This is a genomic window from Pseudomonas sp. GW821-FHT07E12 (assembly GCF_058986605.1).
The window spans coordinates 1-17,523 of sequence record NZ_JBYSVX010000003.1 but is presented as its reverse complement, the minus strand read 5'-3'; the positions used below and the strand labels follow the sequence as shown (position 1 = coordinate 17,523).

Sequence of the window (17,523 nt, the reverse complement as noted above, 5' to 3'; positions counted from 1 at the left end):
AGTTTCACGAGGTCACAGAAAGCCTGGAAAACCAACGTTTTCCGGGCTTTTTTGTGTTCGACATCCGGCCATCCGAAGGCACGAGCGCGATCAGCACGGGGCCTCGGCCCTTCCCTCCCTCCCGGAGCAAGCTCCCCGGCAGCGTCGGATACCGACCTCCGGAGCTTCGCGCGGGTGAAAGGCCCCCATCATCAGGTCGCTACCACCACATGCCGTTGGCGAGTATCTCTCCCATTAAGTCGCATTCTGGACGTGATAACGAGCGTATCGTGGGACGATGATGCACCAATTCCTCACCGACAATCGCATCGAGCTGATTGCCAGATGTCGGGCGAAGATTGCACAACGGGAACTCGCCGCGGTGCCGCGGAAAGAATCGCACTATGGCGTAACCCTCTTCCTCGACCAGCTCATCAAGACGCTGAAGGTCGAAAGAACCTCCGAACCCAAACGCAGCCGAAAGGTATCCGGGCCACCGGGAGGTGGACAGGCAGGCCTGTCTGAAATAAGCGAATCGGCCGCGTTGCACGGCAAGGAACTGCTGCTGCATGGCTTCACTGTCGATGAGGTGGTTCACGATTACGGCGACCTGTGCCAATCGATTTCGGACCTGGCCTTCGAACGGGGCGAAGAAATCGAAACCGACGAGTTCAGAACGCTCAATCGCTGCCTCGACAACGCCATCGCAAGTGCAGTCACCGAGTTTGGCTATCAGCGCGATTCCATCATTGCGGAAAAGCAGGCGGTCGCACTGAACGAGAAGCTTGGCTACTTCGCTCACGAGCTACGCAATCAGCTCGGCACTGCCACGCTGGCGCTTTCAATCATCAAGCAGGGCAACGTAGGGTTGAACGGCGCCACCGGCCGCGTACTGGACGGCGCCCTGATAGGCCTTTCCCATCTGATAGACCGATCATTGGCGGAAGTACGGATGACCGCCGGCATGCCTCCGCAGAATCAGCTGTTCCCGCTCGCCGATATCGTGGCTGAAGTCAAACTTTCCGCTTCGCTGCAGGCGCAGGCCGCGAGCTGCTCATTCACCGTATCGGAGGTCGAATCGAACTTGGCCGTGGATGTGGATCGCGACCTGCTTCTGTCCGCCATCGGCAATCTTCTGCAGAACGCCTTCAAGTTCTCGCATGAGCACAGCGAGGTCACGCTTAACGCCTACGCCGTGGCCGATCGCATCCTCATTGATGTGGAGGATGGTTGCGGCGGACTGCCCAAGGGAAGCGTGGAGAGGATGTTCACCCCGTTCTTCCAGAACAACGAGAATCGCAGCGGCCTGGGCCTGGGACTTTCCATCGCCCGCCATGGCATCGAGGTGAACGGCGGTGTTCTGAGTGTCCGCGATCTACCGGGTACCGGCTGCATCTTCACCATCGACCTGCCGCGCCATGTCATTGATGCATAAGCTTGCTGCAGGTTTTTCCCGGCTTTTTCATCCCCACAAGCCCGCACATTGAGATAACAACAAACGGGCCACGCTGGCTCGAAAGGCCTGTATGTGTGCATGAGGAGGGGAGTGCTGGCAACGCGCCCTTCTTTTCGTTGGAGCATTGAGATATCGCGCGCTGCCCGGCAAAACATCTGGTGAACCACCACGCCGCACACAGGCACCCGCCCGTCATACGGTCACGCGATGATCACGGTCGTGGCCATCGATCGAGCTGCATGTGATTGTCCTGGAGCATCTGTTCCAGGCGCTTCCGCACGTGCGCCAGGTCGACCTGGTCGCTGTGACCGACGATCTCGTCGGCGAGCACATCGAACTGCGGCCAGAATTGACTCTGGTGACGCAGCTTCTCCAGCCACACCGGCAGCATTCCCTCCAGGTGATCCAGTTCCTGGTCCAGTTCCGCACGGCTGTTCATGTCGTCGGCCTCGGTAGATGCAATACGACCTGGTGCTGGTGCCCGTCGTCGCGCAGTGGGCAGCGCAAGTCGGGCAGTGCCAGACCATCGAGTTCCAACCGGGTCTTTGCGACATCAACCTGCAGCACTTCGATCATGTAGACGCTGCCGCCGTAGCGATAACGCATGCGATAGCCGTCCCACGACGCAGGAATGCACGGTCGCAACGACAGCCACTCGCCTTCGCGATGCAGGCCCAGCAGCGATTCGGTCAGCAGCCTGTACATCCAGCCGGCCGAGCCGGTGTACCAGGTCCAGCCACCACGACCTTGGTGTGGCGCCACCGCATAGACATCGGCTGCCAGCACGTAGGGTTCGACCTTGTAGCGCTCGACTGCCGCCGCATCCAGCGCGTGGTGGATCGGATTGATCAGGTCGGTCAGTTCCCACGCTCGACGACTGTCACCGAGTTCGGCGAAGGCCATCGCCGCCCACACCGCCGCGTGGGTGTACTGGCCGCCATTCTCGCGCACACCGGGGACGTAGCCACGGATGTAGCCAGGGTCGTGGAGCGTGTGGTCGAACGGAGGATCCAGCAGTTGCACGACACCGGCCTGCGGCCTCACCAGATAGCGATGCAACGAATCCATCGCCTGCCGACTGCGCTCACCATCGCCGGCACCGGAAAGCACCGACCAGCTTTGCGCGATCGAATCGATACGACATTCGTCGCTGCCGCTTGAACCCAACGGCGTTCCGTCGTCGAACCAGGCGCGGCGGTACCATTCCCCGTCCCAGCCATGCTGCCGCAGGTTGTCACGCAGCCGCTGCGAATTGACCGTGCAGTAGCCGGCGAAGTCCGTGTCGCCGCGAGTGATCGCGAGCGAGGTGAAGCGGCGCAATGCATCGAACAGGAAGAAGCCCAGCCAGACGCTCTCGCCGCGACCACCGATGCCGACCCGGTTGAGTCCATCGTTCCAGTCACCGCTGCCGATCAACGGCAGTCCGCGCTCGCCACTCGCTTCGCAGCCACGACGCAGCGCCAACACGCAATGCGCATACAGTGACTCCGACGCGCCTGTGTTTTGTGGCAGGTCGTAATACGACTCCTCCTCGCCAGCCAGTGGGCGGCCATCGATCAGCGGCACCTGCTCGTCGAGCACCGCGCGGTCGCCACTGAGTTCGACATAACGGCACACCGCGACGGGCAGCCATAGATAGTCGTCCGAGCAGCGGGTGCGCACACCGCGCCCCTGCGGCGGATGCCACCAGTGCAGCACGTCGCCCTGAATGAACTGATGTGCGGCACTCAACAGCAGATGCGCACGACTCAACGCCGGTTGTGCATGGACCAGCGCCATCGTGTCCTGCAACTGATCGCGGAAGCCGAATGCGCCACCGGACTGGTAATAGCCGCTGCGTCCCAGGTAACGGCTGGCAAGGGTCTGATAGAGCAACCAGCCATTGGCGAGCAGGTCCACGGCCGGATCCGGCGTGCTGACCTGCACGCTGTCCAGGGTGACGCTCCAGTAGTCGCGCACCTCTTTCAATGCCCGGTGCGCGTGCTCGCTGCCGCGCGTGGCCTCGGCCAGCTGGACGGCCTGTTCTGCGCTGCGCTCGGCTCCCAGCCGGAACACCGTCTCGAATACCTGCCCGGCCGCCAGCGCGATCGGCACCTGCAACGCTGCGCACGGATCCAGGCCCGCGCCATGGCGGCCCGACAGGCGCTCGCGAAGCAGCGCCACTGGCGCGCCCAGGTGGCCGTTGCGGCCAAGGAATTCGCTGCGGTCGGTGGTGAAACTGCGCGTGTCCGCATCGACATCGAAGAACGCGACCCGCCCTTCGAAGTCGCTGTTGTACGAATTGCGCGCAGTCACCAGGCCACGGGGCATGTCGACTTCGCTGACCACGTGCATCCGCGAGCGCGCCGGGATGTCGCCCAGCACCCATTCGACATAACCGGTGACACTGAGCCGGCGCGCCCGTCCTGACAGATTGCGCAGCCGCAGCAGCGAGTACTTGATCGGGTGCTGCAGATCGACATACACCCACAGTTCGCTCGCGATGCCGCCCTCGACATGCTCGTAGACGCTGTAGCCGAAGCCATGCCGGGTGCGGTAATTGCCGCTGCCACGACAAGGCAGCGCCGTCGGCGACCACACGGCCCCCGTGTCCTCGTCGCGCAGGTAGAACGCTTCACCGACGCTGTCGGTAACCGGGTCGTTGTGCCAGGGCGTCAGCCGGAACTCGTGGGCGTTCTCCATCCAGCTGTAGCCGCACGCGCTCTCGCTGAGAACGCTGCCGAACTGTGCATTGGCGATCACGTTCGACCACGGCGCCGGCGGCGTGCTGCCCTCGCCCAGCTCGATCAGATACTCGCGACCGTCAGCGGCGAATGCGCCAAGTCCGTTGTCGAACAAGGGCTGGCCGGGGTCGGCTGCGAGCAACACATCGGCACCCGCACCTACCTGCGGCATGCCTGCGGCCACGTCCGGGCTGCCGAGCAATGTCGTTTCGCGCGGCCTCTCAGTTGGCAACCGCGCCGGCAATGCATATTCCATCGCCGGATATCGATCCAGTTGTGCCGCAAGACTGCCGTACCGGTCACTGACGATGGCGCGCGCCACGGTCTGCAGCAGGATGCGGTCCTCGTCGGAAATATGCTCGGCCGCGCGCACGAAGATGCCGCCGGGGCGATCCAGTACGTTGGCCTCTGGATCGGCCGAGACCATGCCCACGATCTGGTCCTGCAACTGCTGCCGGTAGCCGGCCTGACTCTCGTTCCATATCACCAGATCCGCACGCAGGCCCTTCAGGCGCCAATAGGCATGCGCCTGCACCATCTGCCGGACCAGTTCGATGTTGTCGGTATCGGTCACGCGCAGCAGCACGATCGGCAGATCGCCGGAAATCGTATGCCCCCACAACCCGGATTGGCCGCGACGGTTCTGCGCCAGCAACTCCGGCTCGGCACGCAGCAAGGGGTGCGTGTACAACACCAGCCCTGCCAACCGCTCGTACAGCAGTGCGTCGGCCTGCGATGCGTTGATCTGGCGACGCACGACCTGGCTATGGGTGAGCGCGAGGTCGAACACGCGATCGGCCAGACGCCGGTCGCGATACTTGTCGACCAGCCCTGCACAGGCCTCGCGATCCGAGCCGACGCCGTAGACCATGTCGATCTGTGCGCGCTGCTCCGGCGCCAGCTCGATGCGACAGCGGATCGCCACGATCGGATCGAGTACCGATCCTGCGGTTCCAGACAGCACTTCAGTGGTCACCAGCGCCTGCGGCATGCGTGGGCTGCGGCCACGGCCCAGGAAGCGTGCACGATCGGTCTCGTAGGAAATCGCGCCAATGTCGGCATCGTGCACCGCAACCAGATGGAACATCCATGGCGCGACTTCGTCATGCGCACGCGCACGCCGCGTGCACAGCAACGCCTGCTTGTCGGCCAGGATCTCGCTCTGCACGAACAGATTGCCGAACGCCGGATGCAGCTCGTCGGCGAGCGCGGGCGCCAGTACCACTTCGGCGTAGGTGGTGATCTCGATGACGCGGCGACGGCGCGAACTGTTGCTGATCCGCAGCCGGCGCAACTCGACGTCGTCCTCGGCCGAGATCGCGATCTCCAGATGGGTTTCGTAGCCCTGGTGACGGCCACGGAACTCGGCCTTGGCGTCGGAGAAGATCGCTTCGTAACCCTCCACTTCGACACAGGTCGGCTGATGCGTCGCCGACCACACCTCGCCGGTGTCGACGTCGCGCAGGTAACAGAACGTGCCCCAGTGATCACGCGTGCTGTCCTCGCGCCAGCGCGTGACCGCCATCTCGCGCTGTCGGCTGTAGCCGCCGCCGGCACTGCTCAGCATGCCGTGGTAGCGGCCATTGGAGAGCAGTTGCACACCGGGGCGGCTGCGGTCCGGGTCGCGGATGATGCGCAACGGGGTTTCCGTATCGACCGCCGTGCTGCGGCTGCCGACGCCCTCGACCTGCTGCGGACGGAACAGGCCGGTACGCGGCACGCGCTCCTGCAACAGCAGCAAGGTGGCCTGGAACTGCGCATCGGCGACGAAGCGCTGCTGCATCGGTTGCCCGCACAGCAGATAGTCCAGCGCCAGCAGCGCCATGCCCTGGTGATGCGACATGAACGAGCGTACCGCCACGTGCTCCTGCCCGCGCGGCACCCGCGCCGGGGTGTAATCGATCGCCTCGTACAGGCCGAAGCGACCGCCGAAGCCCTCTTCCGCAAGCCGTTGCAGGTTCTGGCACGCCGGTACCGGTGCGACCATCAACGCCATCGTGCTGGCGTAAGGCGCCACCACCAGATCCTGGCCGAGGCCGCGCTTGATTCCCAACCCGGGCACGCCGAATGCGCGGTACTGGTAGTTGAGCCGCGCATCGACGGCGTTGTAGCCGGACTCGGACACGCCCCACGGCACGCCGTGGCGCGAGCCGTAACCGATCTGCGCGCGCACCACCTGCTGTGCAGTGCGATCCAGCAAGGTATCCGGATAGCTCGGCATCACCAGCTGCGGCATCAGATACTCGAACATCGAGCCGCTCCACGACAGCAGCGCGGCACCGCCCTCGATCTCGGTCATCAACCGTCCCAGCGCGAACCAGCTCTCCTGCGGCAACTGGCCCTGGGCGATCGCCACGAAGTTGCATAGCCGCACTTCGGAGGCGAGCAGGTCGTACTGCCCGGCATCCAGGCGCCGCTCGTCCACGTTGTAGCCGATCGACAGCAGATGGCGGGCGCGATCGTAGAGAAAGCCGTACTCCATCTGCGCGAACTGGCCCGCCAGATGGGCCAGCCGCTCCAACTGCTGGATGCGTTCGCCGGCACGCGTGCGCAGCGGCGCATCATCGCTCTGCTCGCGCAGCTGACGCAGTGTCGGAACCGTCACGCCCTCTTCCGCCACATGTGCGTCGGGCCTGCCCGTTCCGCCATCAACATCAACTGAACCCGGCAGCCAATAACGCAGTTCCGTCTGCGCGGCATGGCAGTCATCCACCAGCGCCTGTGCGCATCGCAACAACGTCTCGCCACCGCCCTCCGCCGCGGTGAGGATCAGCTCGGCCTTACCGCACAGTCCAGACAATGCAACCTCGATCTGCGCCAACGTCCGCGCCGGTTGCCAGCTCAGGTTCGCCAACTGATCGCCGAGCCGCTCGCACGGCTCTGATAGTTGCGCATGATCGGCGGCGGCTTCCTGCAGTACGCCCAAGGTGTCGCCGAGCCCGTCGAACAGGCGCGGCACGATCACCGGAGCATCGACCATCGCCAGCAGCCCCTGCCGCAGCGTCAGCAGGTGGCCGGCCAGATTGCCGCTGTCCACGGTCGAGACATAGCGCGGCGGCAGCGCCTGCAGCGTCTGCGTGTCGTACCAGTTGTAGAAGTGGCCGCGATGGCGCGGCAGCGATTCCAGCGTGGCCAGCGTCCGCCGGGTACGTTCGACCACCTCGCCGGCAGGCAGATAGCCCAGATCGTAGGCCGCCAGATTGGCCAGCAGCGACAATCCGATATTGGTCGGCGAAGTGCGATGCGCCACCATCGCCACCGGGTATTCCTGGATGTTGTCCGGCGGCAACCAATGGTCGTCTTCGTTGTGATGCGTGGCGAAGAAATCCCAGGTGCGCCGCGCCAGCCGCCCAAGAAACACCAGTTGCGCCGGCGCCAGCCAGGCGCCGCGCGATGGCGGTGGCTGTCCCAGCCACGCCATCAGCCACGGCGACAGGCCCCAACCCAGCAGCAAGGGTCCCGCGGTCCACAGCGCCATGGGGGCCAGCCGACACAACATGGCCACCAGGCCCAGCGCGACCAGCGGCGCGATCGCCATCGCCCACCACTCCGCGTGTCTTCCTGAGCGCAAGGCCCGCTCCACTTCGCTGGACGGATTCCACTGCAGCAGATGGCGATGGCTGCAGGTCATCCGCCACAGCGTACGGACGATGGCCAACAGGCTGAATGCAGCCTCGTATGGCAGGCAGGCGACGCTCACCGCGGCGCGCAGCAGTTGCCGCCCGGTATTGGCGACAACCTGGCGCAGATGGATCCGCAACGTCGAATCGACCGGCTTGCGCAGCGCCGTATACGCCGAAGGCAGCAGCACCGGTGCGACCCACAACGCCAGCAGCCACAGCGTCCACGCCAGCGGTGTCGGTGACAGCAGCCAGCCGCATGCGAACAGCGTGACGGTCGCCGCTGGCACCAGACTTCGCCGCAGGTTGTCGAGCAGTTTGCCGCGCGACAGCCAGGACAACGGATTGCGCTCGTACCCACCATCGGCCAGCGGCACCCACGGCAACAGCCACGGCAACAGCTGCCAGTCACCCCGTATCCAGCGTGATCGTCGACGGGCGTCGCTGAGATAGCGGGCGGGATAGTTCTCGAACAATTGCACGTCGCTGATCAATCCGGCGCGCGCATAGCACCCCTCCAGCAGATCGTGGCTGAGAATGCGGTTGTCCGGAAAACGCTCGGCGAGCACCCGTTCGAACGCATCGACATCGTAGATGCCCTTGCCGATGAAAGAGCCTTCGCCGAACAGATCCTGGTACACGTCCGATACCGTGCCGGTGTAAGGATCGATGCCGGGCTCGCTGCCGAACATGCGTGCATAGCGCGACTCCTGGCCGCCACTCATGCTGGTGCCGATGCCCGGCTGCAGGATGCCGTAGCCGCGATCGATCCGGCGCGTGGCCTCATCCACTCGCGGCTGATTCAACGGATGCGCCATCGAGGCGACCAGTTCGCGTGCGACATCGCGCGGCAGCTGGGTATCGCTGTCCAACGTGATCACATAGCGGACATTGGCCAGCACCGATGTCGCACCGCAGACACGCTGGAACCCCAACGCGGAATGGTCGTCGTCACGATCGCTGCGCAGCAGCCGGTTCAGCGCTGCCAACTTGCCGCGTTTGCGCTCCCATCCCATCCAGCAATGCTCGGCGGCATTCCAAAGCCGCGGACGATGCAGCAGGAAGAAGCGATTGCCATGCTCGGGCGAATAGCGCGCGTTCAACTGCTCGATATGCCGCGCGGCGTGCTCCACCATCCCGGCATCGCCCGGCATCGTCTCCTGCGGCGCGTCGAGAAAATCGGTGAGCAGGGCGAAATGCAGATAGCTGTCGCGATTGGCCAGGAACCTCACTTCCAGCGCTTCGACCAGCGCATCCACCTCGGCAAGGCTGCCGATCAGACTGGGGATCACCACCAATGTACGGCAATGAGCCGGGATACCGGCAGACAGATCCATGCGAGGCAATGCACGCGGCGGCATCAGCAGCGTCACGCACCAGTTGACCAGCGCAACGCCCAGCTCGCTGAACACCACCAGCGCCAGCAGAGCCAGCGACCAGATCAGTACGGCATGGTGCTGTCCGATCCGGTGCAGCGGCCACAGCAACCCCAGGCTGAAACAGGCCGCCAGCAATACGATCGGCAGCAGGTACCACGTCATCGACGTTCGCAGCGGCGGCAACCTGATCTTGCGCCGCTGTGCGGACAACGGTGCCTCATTGCCGATCGACACCTGCGCCTGTGCGCGTCCGTCATCGACCAGGTAATAGCCCACATGCCGGGTGATTCCCCACGCCGGAGGCCGCTGCGCCAACTGCAGGATCAACGTGGCCACGCGCGCTTCATCGACGTGGCCACGCCGGCTCATTTGCTCCACCACATGCCGATAGGTGTCGCGGGTATCGAAATCCATCCCGGCGTAGATCCCCGCCGGGTCCTGGCGCAGGATCTGCTCGACCACGCTCATGGTCTCGACGAACTCGCGCCAGTCCATATGATCCAGAAAACGCAGACTGCCGATGCTGTTGCTGATCGATACCTGGTCCGCGGCCTGGCGCTGGCTCTCCGCGTGGATCAGCCCTTCGACGCTGTGACCGGCCTCGGCGATCCATTGCTCGATCCATGCCGTCGGCATCGACAGTACCGCTCCGCGCCCCTGCAGCCCACGCGTCAGTTCCGCCACGAACGCGCCCGACAGCGGCGGATCAGAGCGCGCCATGTCGGCCACCACCAGCACCACGCCCTTGGGGCTTGTCGCCGCCGTCTGATTCAGGCGGCGCACCCAACCGCTGGCCAGGCGATGATCCTCGCCATCGCTCATGACCTGCACCGCCATGCGTCGCAGGTTATCGATCAGCGCCAATCTCAGCATGATCGGAATCGCCCACAACTCGCCCAGCGTCAACGGTGTGACGGCCTGGTACGCCGCGACGAAGCGGCTGAGTACTGCCGCGTCGATACGGCCATCGCCATGCGCGATCGCTTCGCTGGCAAGGTCGTACACCCGCGGCAGCCCCGCCGAAGCCCCGCTTCCCAGATTCGGCAGCTCGCGGCTGTACCCGTCAGGCAGATGGCGGCGCGCCATCCGCACCTGCTCTTCGACCAGATAATAGTTGTCCAGCAGCCATTCGCCGGCCGGATTGATCCGCACCTCATCGCGCACCATGCGCGCCAACATCGCCGCAGCGGCGTTGAGCTGTGCCTCGTTGCGGTTCAATTCAAGCAGAAGCCGCCCACTCGACGGGCCCTGGCTGATCCGGTGCGCGGCAGCCAATGCCCGCCCGTGCAGCTCCATCTGTTCTGCGCTGAATAGCGTGGCTCGTAGAGGCTCGCGGTCGGCCAACGGAGCAGCCGAAGCGATAACGCGTGTTCGCCGCAAACGCCACCGTTGCACCTGCAACCTGACGCGGGAGCGAAGCGCCCGCCAGTGAAGATGCATGATTGATCACCTGCACGGCCTGAAGGCCGTCATGGCTCGATCATGCGCCCGAGTGCGATTTCGGGCGTGAAGAGATTTTCCCTTCGAAAGTTGGAGCCTTGTGCCAGGCAGCGAGGAAAGTCGCTGTCATATGACGCAATCGCGTCGAATTCAGCCGATCTCCGCGCCGCTTTGCATCATCATCTGAACGCGCCGAAAAACGCGACTGTTCGTACCTGCCACCGCCGCGTCATGCACGGCGGTGGCAGGCGTCCAGCAGCTGGCTCAGAGCACCGGCAATTCGATGAAACTCGCCCGCTCCGGCGTGTGCCATACCCGCTGCGTGGCCTTTTGGTAGTCACCCGGCTTGGCGAAGTAGATGTTCGGCACGTAGGTCTGCGGATTGCGGTCGTACAGCGGGAACAAGCTGGACTGCACCTGCACCATCACCCGATGACCACGCTCGAAGGTGTGGTTGGCGTTGGGCAGATCGAAGCGATACTGCAACGTCTGGTCGGCGGCGAGCGGCGCGGGATGCTCGAAGCTCTCGCGGTAACGGCCGCGGAAGATCGCCAGCGACACCGGCAACTCGTAGCCGCCAAGCTTGGGATCGCTGGCGTTCTGCTCGGGATAGACATCGATCAGCTTGACCACCCAATCGCTGTCGGTGCCGCTGGTGGAAGCCTGCAGGTTGACCTTGGGAACGCCGGCGATGCGCATCGGCTCGGTCAGCGGCTCGCTGATGTAGGTCAGCACGTCCGGGCGGCCATCGACGAAGCGCTGGTCCTTGACCAACCATGTAGTCCACATGTCGCGATCGCCGAAGCTCAGCGGACGCGGCACGAACGGCACCGGCTTGGCCGGATCGGACACGTACTCCTCGTACTCGCCCTGCCCGGCCTTGGGCGCATTGAACGAGAGCGCGCCACCGGCCCCCAGGTACAGCGGTTTGGACTTCGCGCTGCAGCCCTGCTCACAGCTCAGCGGCCACTTCGAGAGCCGGTCCCAATGGTTGGCACCGCTGTTGTAGATCAGCACTGGCGGCGTGTTGGCCTTCGGTGCGCCATCGACGAGGTATTGGTCGAAGAACGGCTTGAGCACATCGAGACGGAACTGCAACGCGGTATCGCCGTCGAACTTCAGATCGCCCAGCGAGGCGCCGTTGTAGTTCACCTGGCTATGCCGCCACGGCCCCATCACCAGGTAATTGCGGTCGTTGCGGACGTCGCGGCCTTCCATCGCCTGATAGCTGTGGTTGGCGCCGTACATGTCCTCCTGGTCCCACAGGCCCTGCAGCCACATCGTGGGCACTTTCAGCGGCGTCTTCGCCATTACCTTGTCCAGCGCCTGCTCCTGCCAGAACGCGTCGTAGGCCGGATGCTCGGTCAGCTTGTGCCACCACGGCAGTTGCTCCAGACCTGCCGCCTTGGCGTAGTCGCCGGCCGAACCGGCGGCGAGGAAGTTGCTGTATTCGTCATAGCCGGCACGGGGAATCGAGGTGCCCTTGCCGCGCTTGGTGAGCTGGCCGGTGAAGTAATCGAAATTGATCTGGCGGAAGGCACCGTAGTTGAGCCAGTCGTCACCCATCCAACCATCCACCATCGGGCTTTCCGGCGCGGCGACCTTCAGCGCCGGATGCGGATCGGTCAGCGCCATCACCACGGTGAAGCCCTCGTAGGACGAGCCGATCATGCCGACCTTGCCGTTGGACTCCTTCACGTTCTTGACCAGCCAGTCGATGGTGTCCCAGGCGTCGGTGGCGTGATCGACCGGGGTGTCGTTGAGCGGCCCGCGCAGCGGCCGGGTCATCACATAATCGCCCTCCGAGCCGTACTTGCCGCGAATGTCCTGGAATACGCGGATATAGCCACCGGCAACGAACACGTCATCGCCCTGCGGCAGCAGATCCTTCATGTACGGCGACAGCAACCGCTCGGCGCGACCATCGGCGTCGTACGGCGTGCGCGTAAGCAGGATCGGCGCGTTGTGCACATTCCTCGGCATGACGATGACGGTATGCAGCTTGACGCCGTCCCGCATCGGGATCATCACCTCGTGCTTGACGTAATCGTTGGCGGCGTCAGGCGCGACGAACGGCTTGCCGGTGACATCCGGCGTCATCGGTGCGGTCTGGGCAAAGGCACCAGGAACCAGGGCGGCGCAGGCGAGCGCCAGGACGAGCGGACGTAGAGCGGACATGGGCGGACTCCGGAGGGAACCTGCAGAGTCTAGCCAGTCAAGAGGCCATCGTTACCGTGACGAAAGCCATGGGCGTATGCGCATTCTCTCGTAGGAGCGGCTTCAGCCGCGATGGGGCGTTCCTGGGAACGCCCCATCGCGGCTGAAGCCGCATCCTACGAGATGCCTACAGGATACCTACGGAATATTGCGGGTCTGCCCTTCCCCGCGCACCACGAAGCGCTCCACGGTCAGCGCCTCCAGGCCCATCGGGCCGTAGGAATGCAGGCGCGTGGTCGAAATGCCGATCTCCGCGCCCAGCCCCAGCTCGCCACCATCGGAGAAGCGCGAGGACGCGTTGACCATCACCACCGCCGAACGCAGCGCCTGCACGAAGCGCTCGGCATTGCCGGCATCGCGCGTGGCGATCACCTCGGTGTGGTCCGAACCGTAGTGGCGAATGTGGTCGATCGCGGCCTCCAGATCCGGCACCACGCGTATCGCCAGTACCAGATCCAGGTATTCGGCGGCGTAGTCCTCGTCCGTGGCCGGGGCGATGTCGGGCACCAGCGCCCGGGTCGCATCGTCGCCGCGCAGCTCGACCTTGTGGTCGCGCAGCGCCTGCGCCGCCTTCGGCAGGAACACCGGCGCGATATCGGCATGCACCAGCAACGTCTCCAGCGAGTTGCAGGCAGCCGGGCGCGACACCTTGCCGTCCACCAGCAACCGCACCGCCAGATCGAGGTCGGCCGAGGCATCCACGAACAGATGGCACACGCCCTTGTAATGCTTGATCACCGGCACCCGCGCATGTTCGGCGACAAAGCGGATCAAGCCCTCGCCGCCGCGCGGGATCGCCAGATCGATGATGTCGTTGAGCTGCAGCAGTTCCAGCATCGTCTCGCGGCGCAGATCGGTGACCAGGGTCAGTGCGGCCTCCGGGACGCCAGCCGCGGCCAATGCCCGCTTCAGCGAGGCGGCGATCGCGGTATTGGAATGGATCGCCTCCGAGCCGCCGCGCAGGATCACGCCGTTGCCGGCCTTGATGCACAGCGCCGCCGCATCGGCGGTCACGTTCGGACGCGCCTCGTAGATCATCGCGATCACGCCCAGCGGCACGCGCACCTTCTGCACGCGGATGCCGTTCGGGCGCACGTCCTCACGCGTCACCTGCCCGACCGGATCAGGCAGCGCCGCAACCTCGCGCAATGCCGCGGCGACGCCGGCCAACCGCTTCGGATCGAGTGCGAGACGGTCCAGCATCGCGCTGCCGGTGCCCTTTTCACGTGCCGCATCCAGGTCCTTCGTGTTCGCGGCAAGGATCGCGTCGGCGTCGGTTTCCAATGCCGCAGCCATCGACTCCAGCAGCGTCCGCTTGGCATCCGTGGAGAGCGTGGCGAGCGTCTGGGCCGCGTCACGGCATTGCAGGGCGAGGATCTTGATGTCTGAGGTCATGGCGTACTCGCAAATCGATTCAATAGGATCCAGCGACAACTGTGGGAGGGACTTCAGTCCCGGCGCTTTACCGGCAATGCCCGTCGGGACTGAAGTCCCTCCCACAAGAAAGTGCTCACAGCAGTACCAGATCGTCGCGATGGATCACGTTCTCGCCGTAGTTGTAACCCAGCAGCGATTCGATGTCGCGCGAGTGAAGGCCGGCGATGCGGCGGACATCCAGCGCGGAGTACTGGGCGACGCCACGCGCCACGCGCTGCTCGCCCTTCTCGCGCACTCGCACCTCGACCATGTCGCCCCGGCGGAAATCGCCCTCCGCGCCGAGCACTCCGCCTGGCAGCAACGAGGCGCCTTTCTCACGCAGCGCCCTGGCCGCGCCGGCGTCGACCAGGATCGCGCCCGGCTCCACTGGCGCATGCCGCAGCCAATATTTGCGCGCAGCAATGCGAGTGCTGCCTGCACGGATGCGGGTACCACGCAGATGGCCCTGCGCCAGTCCGCGCACCACCTCGGCACTGCGACCATTGAACAGATAGGTTTCGATGCCCGCCGCGCCGGCCTTGGCCGCCGCTTCCAGCTTGGTACGCATGCCGCCGGTACCGACCTTGCTGCCGCTGCCGCCGGCCATCGCCAGTACCTCGGAGGTCAGCTCGGCCACGTCCTGCATCGGCTGCGCCTGCGGGTCGGTGCGCGGATCGGCGGTGTACAGCCCGTCGATGTCGGTGGCGATGAACAACGCATCGGCATCGACCAACGCGGCGACGATCGCGGCAAGGTTGTCGTTGTCGCCGAGCTTGAGTTCGTCCACCGACACGGTGTCGTTCTCATTGACCACCGGCAATGCCCCCAGCGACAACAACTCGGTCAGCGTGGCACGGGCATTGAGGTAACGACGGCGGTTGCGCAGGTCGTCGTGGGTCAACAGCACCTGCGCCACCGGACGTTCGAAAAAGCGCTGCCACAGCGCGATCAACTGCGCCTGCCCGAGTGCCGCCAGCGCCTGTCGTGCCGCCATCGCCGCGCCGGCTTCAGCCGCCTTCGGCAGGATCGCGCGGCCGGCCGCGACCGCGCCGGAGGACACGATCACCAGCTCGCGCCCCGCCACCAGGTTGGCCGAAACGAACTGCGCCAACCCCAGCGCGAAACGCGGCGTGAGCCCGCCACCATCGGCCGCCAGCAAGCTGCTGCCGACCTTGAGCACCGCGCGCCGCCACGGCGGCAGCAACTGCTCAGAGAACGGCGTGGCAATGCGGGCGGAAACATCGGTCATGGCAAGGGCCTGTAGGGAATCAGTGGACGTTCCACTCGTAGACGCTGAGTTCGGATGAGTCCTGGATCGCCAGCGGATCGTTCGCGACGATCGCGCGCGCCTGCTCCAGGCTGTCCACGTTCTTCAGCACGTAGGCGCCGCCGCTCTTGTCGCTGAAACCACCGGTCAACACCAGCAGCCCGCGTGCGCGCAGCTCGTCGAGGAAGGCCAGGTGCGGTGCGACCACGGCGTCATCGAAGTTCGGTTTGCGCATCGCCAGTACGAGGTAGTGCTTCATTTGGAGGCTCCTTCGCTATCGACGCTGACGGGAATGCGATCGCCGTGGCTGCGTGGCGCAGACACCACGAGAAAACGGGCATCACGATCACTTACGTTGCACATCTGGTGCGGGCTGCCAGGCGGCACATGCAATCCCTGCCCTGCCTGCAGCGTATGACGCACACCCTCCAGTTCCAGCACCGCCTGACCTTCCAATACGTAGAAGAACTGCCGGGCACTGCAATGAAAATGGCGCTGCTCGCGGCTGTCCGGCGGCATCCGTTCCTCGATCACACTGAGGTCGTCACCGCGCAGCAGATGCCAGCCATCGCAGCTCCCGCCCCATACATAGTGCTCAGCGTTGGCGGTGCTGACAGTGTTCATTTCAGCCCAGCGCCTGCCAACGCGCGCGCAGCACATCCAGTTGCAGATCAGCCGCCGCACCCGGCGACACGCGCGCCGCCAGGCTGCCTTCCGGCGTACGCCCCTGCCCAGCCGTATCGGAAGCCGCCGCAGCCGCCTTGTAGGCCTCACGGAACGGTACGCCTGCCACGGCGGCCTCGACTGCCACGTCGGTGGCATACATGCCCGAATCGATCGCCGCGCGCAGCTTGTCCTCGCGCCAGTCCAGGTTGGACAGCAGCGCCGGCAACAGCTCCAGCGCCGCCAATCCACGACCGAAGCCATGCACGATCGCGCCCTTGCTGTTCTGCAGATCACGGTGATAACCGGAGCTCAGCGACAGCAACTGCTCGATCTCGGTGCGTGCGGCAGCAACACTCGCATGGGTCGCGCGCATCAACTCGATCACGTCCGGGTTGCGCTTGTTCGGCATGATCGAACTGCCGGTGGTGTACTGCGCCGGCAGCGCGACGAAGCCGAACTCGCCGCTGGTGAACAGCGACAGATCCCAGGCCAGGCGGCGCAGATCCAGCGTGGCGCTGCTCAACGCCTCAAGCGCAGCCAACTCGAACTTGCCGCGCGAGAGCTGCGCGTAGATCGGGCTGACCTGCATCCGCGCAAAACCAAGCGCGGCGGTGGTGTGGGCGCGATCCAGCGGCAGGTTGACGCCGTAACCGGCGGCGGTGCCGAGCGGATTGCAATCGACCAGCTTGAGCGTGTCAGCGGCGCGGATCGCGTTGTCGATGAACGCCTCGGCCCAACCCGCCCACCACATGCCGGCCGAGGACACCACGGCGCGCTGGATGTGGGTGTAGCCGGGAATCGGCAGCTGTTTTTCAGCCTCGGCACGATCCAGCGCGACCTTGGCGATCTCGCGACTCAGCGTGGCCACGCGGGCGAGCTTGTCCTTCAGCCACAGCCGCGTGGCGACCAGGATCTGGTCGTTGCGGCTGCGCCCGGTATGGATCTTGCGGCCGGCATCGCCCAGGCGCTCGGTCAGGCGGAACTCGATCGCCGAGTGGCAATCCTCGTACTGCTCGTCCAGCACGAAGGCGCCATTGCGATAGTCGTCCGCCAATACATCCAGCTCGCGCAGCAGGCCAGCCAGTTCGTCAGCAGAAAGGATGCCGATGTGCTGCAGTCCTTCGGCATGCGCCTTGCTGGCAGCGATGTCGTAGAGGAAGAACTCACGGTCCAGGATCACATCGTCGCCGGCCAGAAAGGCCTGGATCTTGGCGTCGACCGCAACGCCGGGTTTCTGCCACAACAGGTTTGCCATCGGTGTTTCTCCTGCGGTGCCGGCCACGGCCGACAAGGATTCTTCAAGCTTTATGTAGGAGCGGCTTCAGCCGCGATGGGCTTTACCGGTAAAGCCCATCGCGGC

9 protein-coding genes are annotated in these 17,523 nt (G+C 64.9%); 1 reads left to right on the top strand and 8 read right to left on the bottom strand.

Features of this window, described 5'->3' with window-relative positions; all coding sequences use genetic code 11:
• Nucleotides 1-277: 277 nt before the first annotated feature.
• Nucleotides 278-1,414 (top strand): sensor histidine kinase, encoded by a 1,137-nt coding sequence (locus tag AC3WJE_RS02870; RefSeq protein WP_493729273.1) that lies wholly within the window; start codon nucleotides 278-280, stop codon nucleotides 1,412-1,414.
• 232 nt (nucleotides 1,415-1,646) lie between these two features.
• On the opposite strand, the gene AC3WJE_RS02865 is transcribed toward AC3WJE_RS02870, so the two are convergent.
• From AC3WJE_RS02865 to argH, 8 genes are all read right to left on the bottom strand, one after another.
• Nucleotides 1,647-1,874, bottom strand: a complete 228-nt coding sequence (locus AC3WJE_RS02865; protein ID WP_493729272.1) for a hypothetical protein — start codon at nucleotides 1,872-1,874, stop codon at nucleotides 1,647-1,649.
• A complete protein-coding gene (locus tag AC3WJE_RS02860) occupies nucleotides 1,871-10,453 on the bottom strand; it encodes a glycoside hydrolase family 94 protein (protein WP_493729271.1) in 8,583 nt (2,860 codons plus the stop codon). The genes AC3WJE_RS02865 and AC3WJE_RS02860 overlap by 4 nt, the downstream gene beginning before the upstream one ends.
• A 408-nt stretch (nucleotides 10,454-10,861) precedes the next feature.
• Nucleotides 10,862-12,775, bottom strand: coding sequence for a CocE/NonD family hydrolase (locus AC3WJE_RS02855; RefSeq protein ID WP_493729270.1), 1,914 nt, complete (start codon nucleotides 12,773-12,775; stop codon nucleotides 10,862-10,864).
• Nucleotides 12,776-12,952: 177 nt separating this feature from the next.
• Nucleotides 12,953-14,209, bottom strand: coding sequence for a glutamate-5-semialdehyde dehydrogenase (locus AC3WJE_RS02850; protein ID WP_493729269.1), 1,257 nt, complete (start codon nucleotides 14,207-14,209; stop codon nucleotides 12,953-12,955).
• Nucleotides 14,210-14,324: 115 nt separating this feature from the next.
• Nucleotides 14,325-15,479 carry a glutamate 5-kinase gene (gene proB, locus AC3WJE_RS02845; protein WP_493729268.1) on the bottom strand — a complete coding sequence of 385 codons (1,155 nt, stop codon included), beginning with the start codon at nucleotides 15,477-15,479 and terminating at the stop codon, nucleotides 14,325-14,327.
• 19 nt (nucleotides 15,480-15,498) lie between these two features.
• Nucleotides 15,499-15,756 carry a YciI family protein gene (locus AC3WJE_RS02840; RefSeq protein ID WP_493729267.1) on the bottom strand — a complete coding sequence of 86 codons (258 nt, stop codon included), beginning with the start codon at nucleotides 15,754-15,756 and terminating at the stop codon, nucleotides 15,499-15,501.
• Nucleotides 15,753-16,121 (bottom strand): cupin domain-containing protein, encoded by a 369-nt coding sequence (locus tag AC3WJE_RS02835; protein ID WP_493729266.1) that lies wholly within the window; start codon nucleotides 16,119-16,121, stop codon nucleotides 15,753-15,755. The genes AC3WJE_RS02840 and AC3WJE_RS02835 overlap by 4 nt, the downstream gene beginning before the upstream one ends.
• Nucleotide 16,122: 1 nt before the next feature.
• Complete coding sequence (gene argH / locus AC3WJE_RS02830) at nucleotides 16,123-17,418, bottom strand: argininosuccinate lyase (RefSeq protein WP_493729265.1); 1,296 nt, start codon at nucleotides 17,416-17,418, stop codon at nucleotides 16,123-16,125.
• Nucleotides 17,419-17,523: the final 105 nt, after the last annotated feature.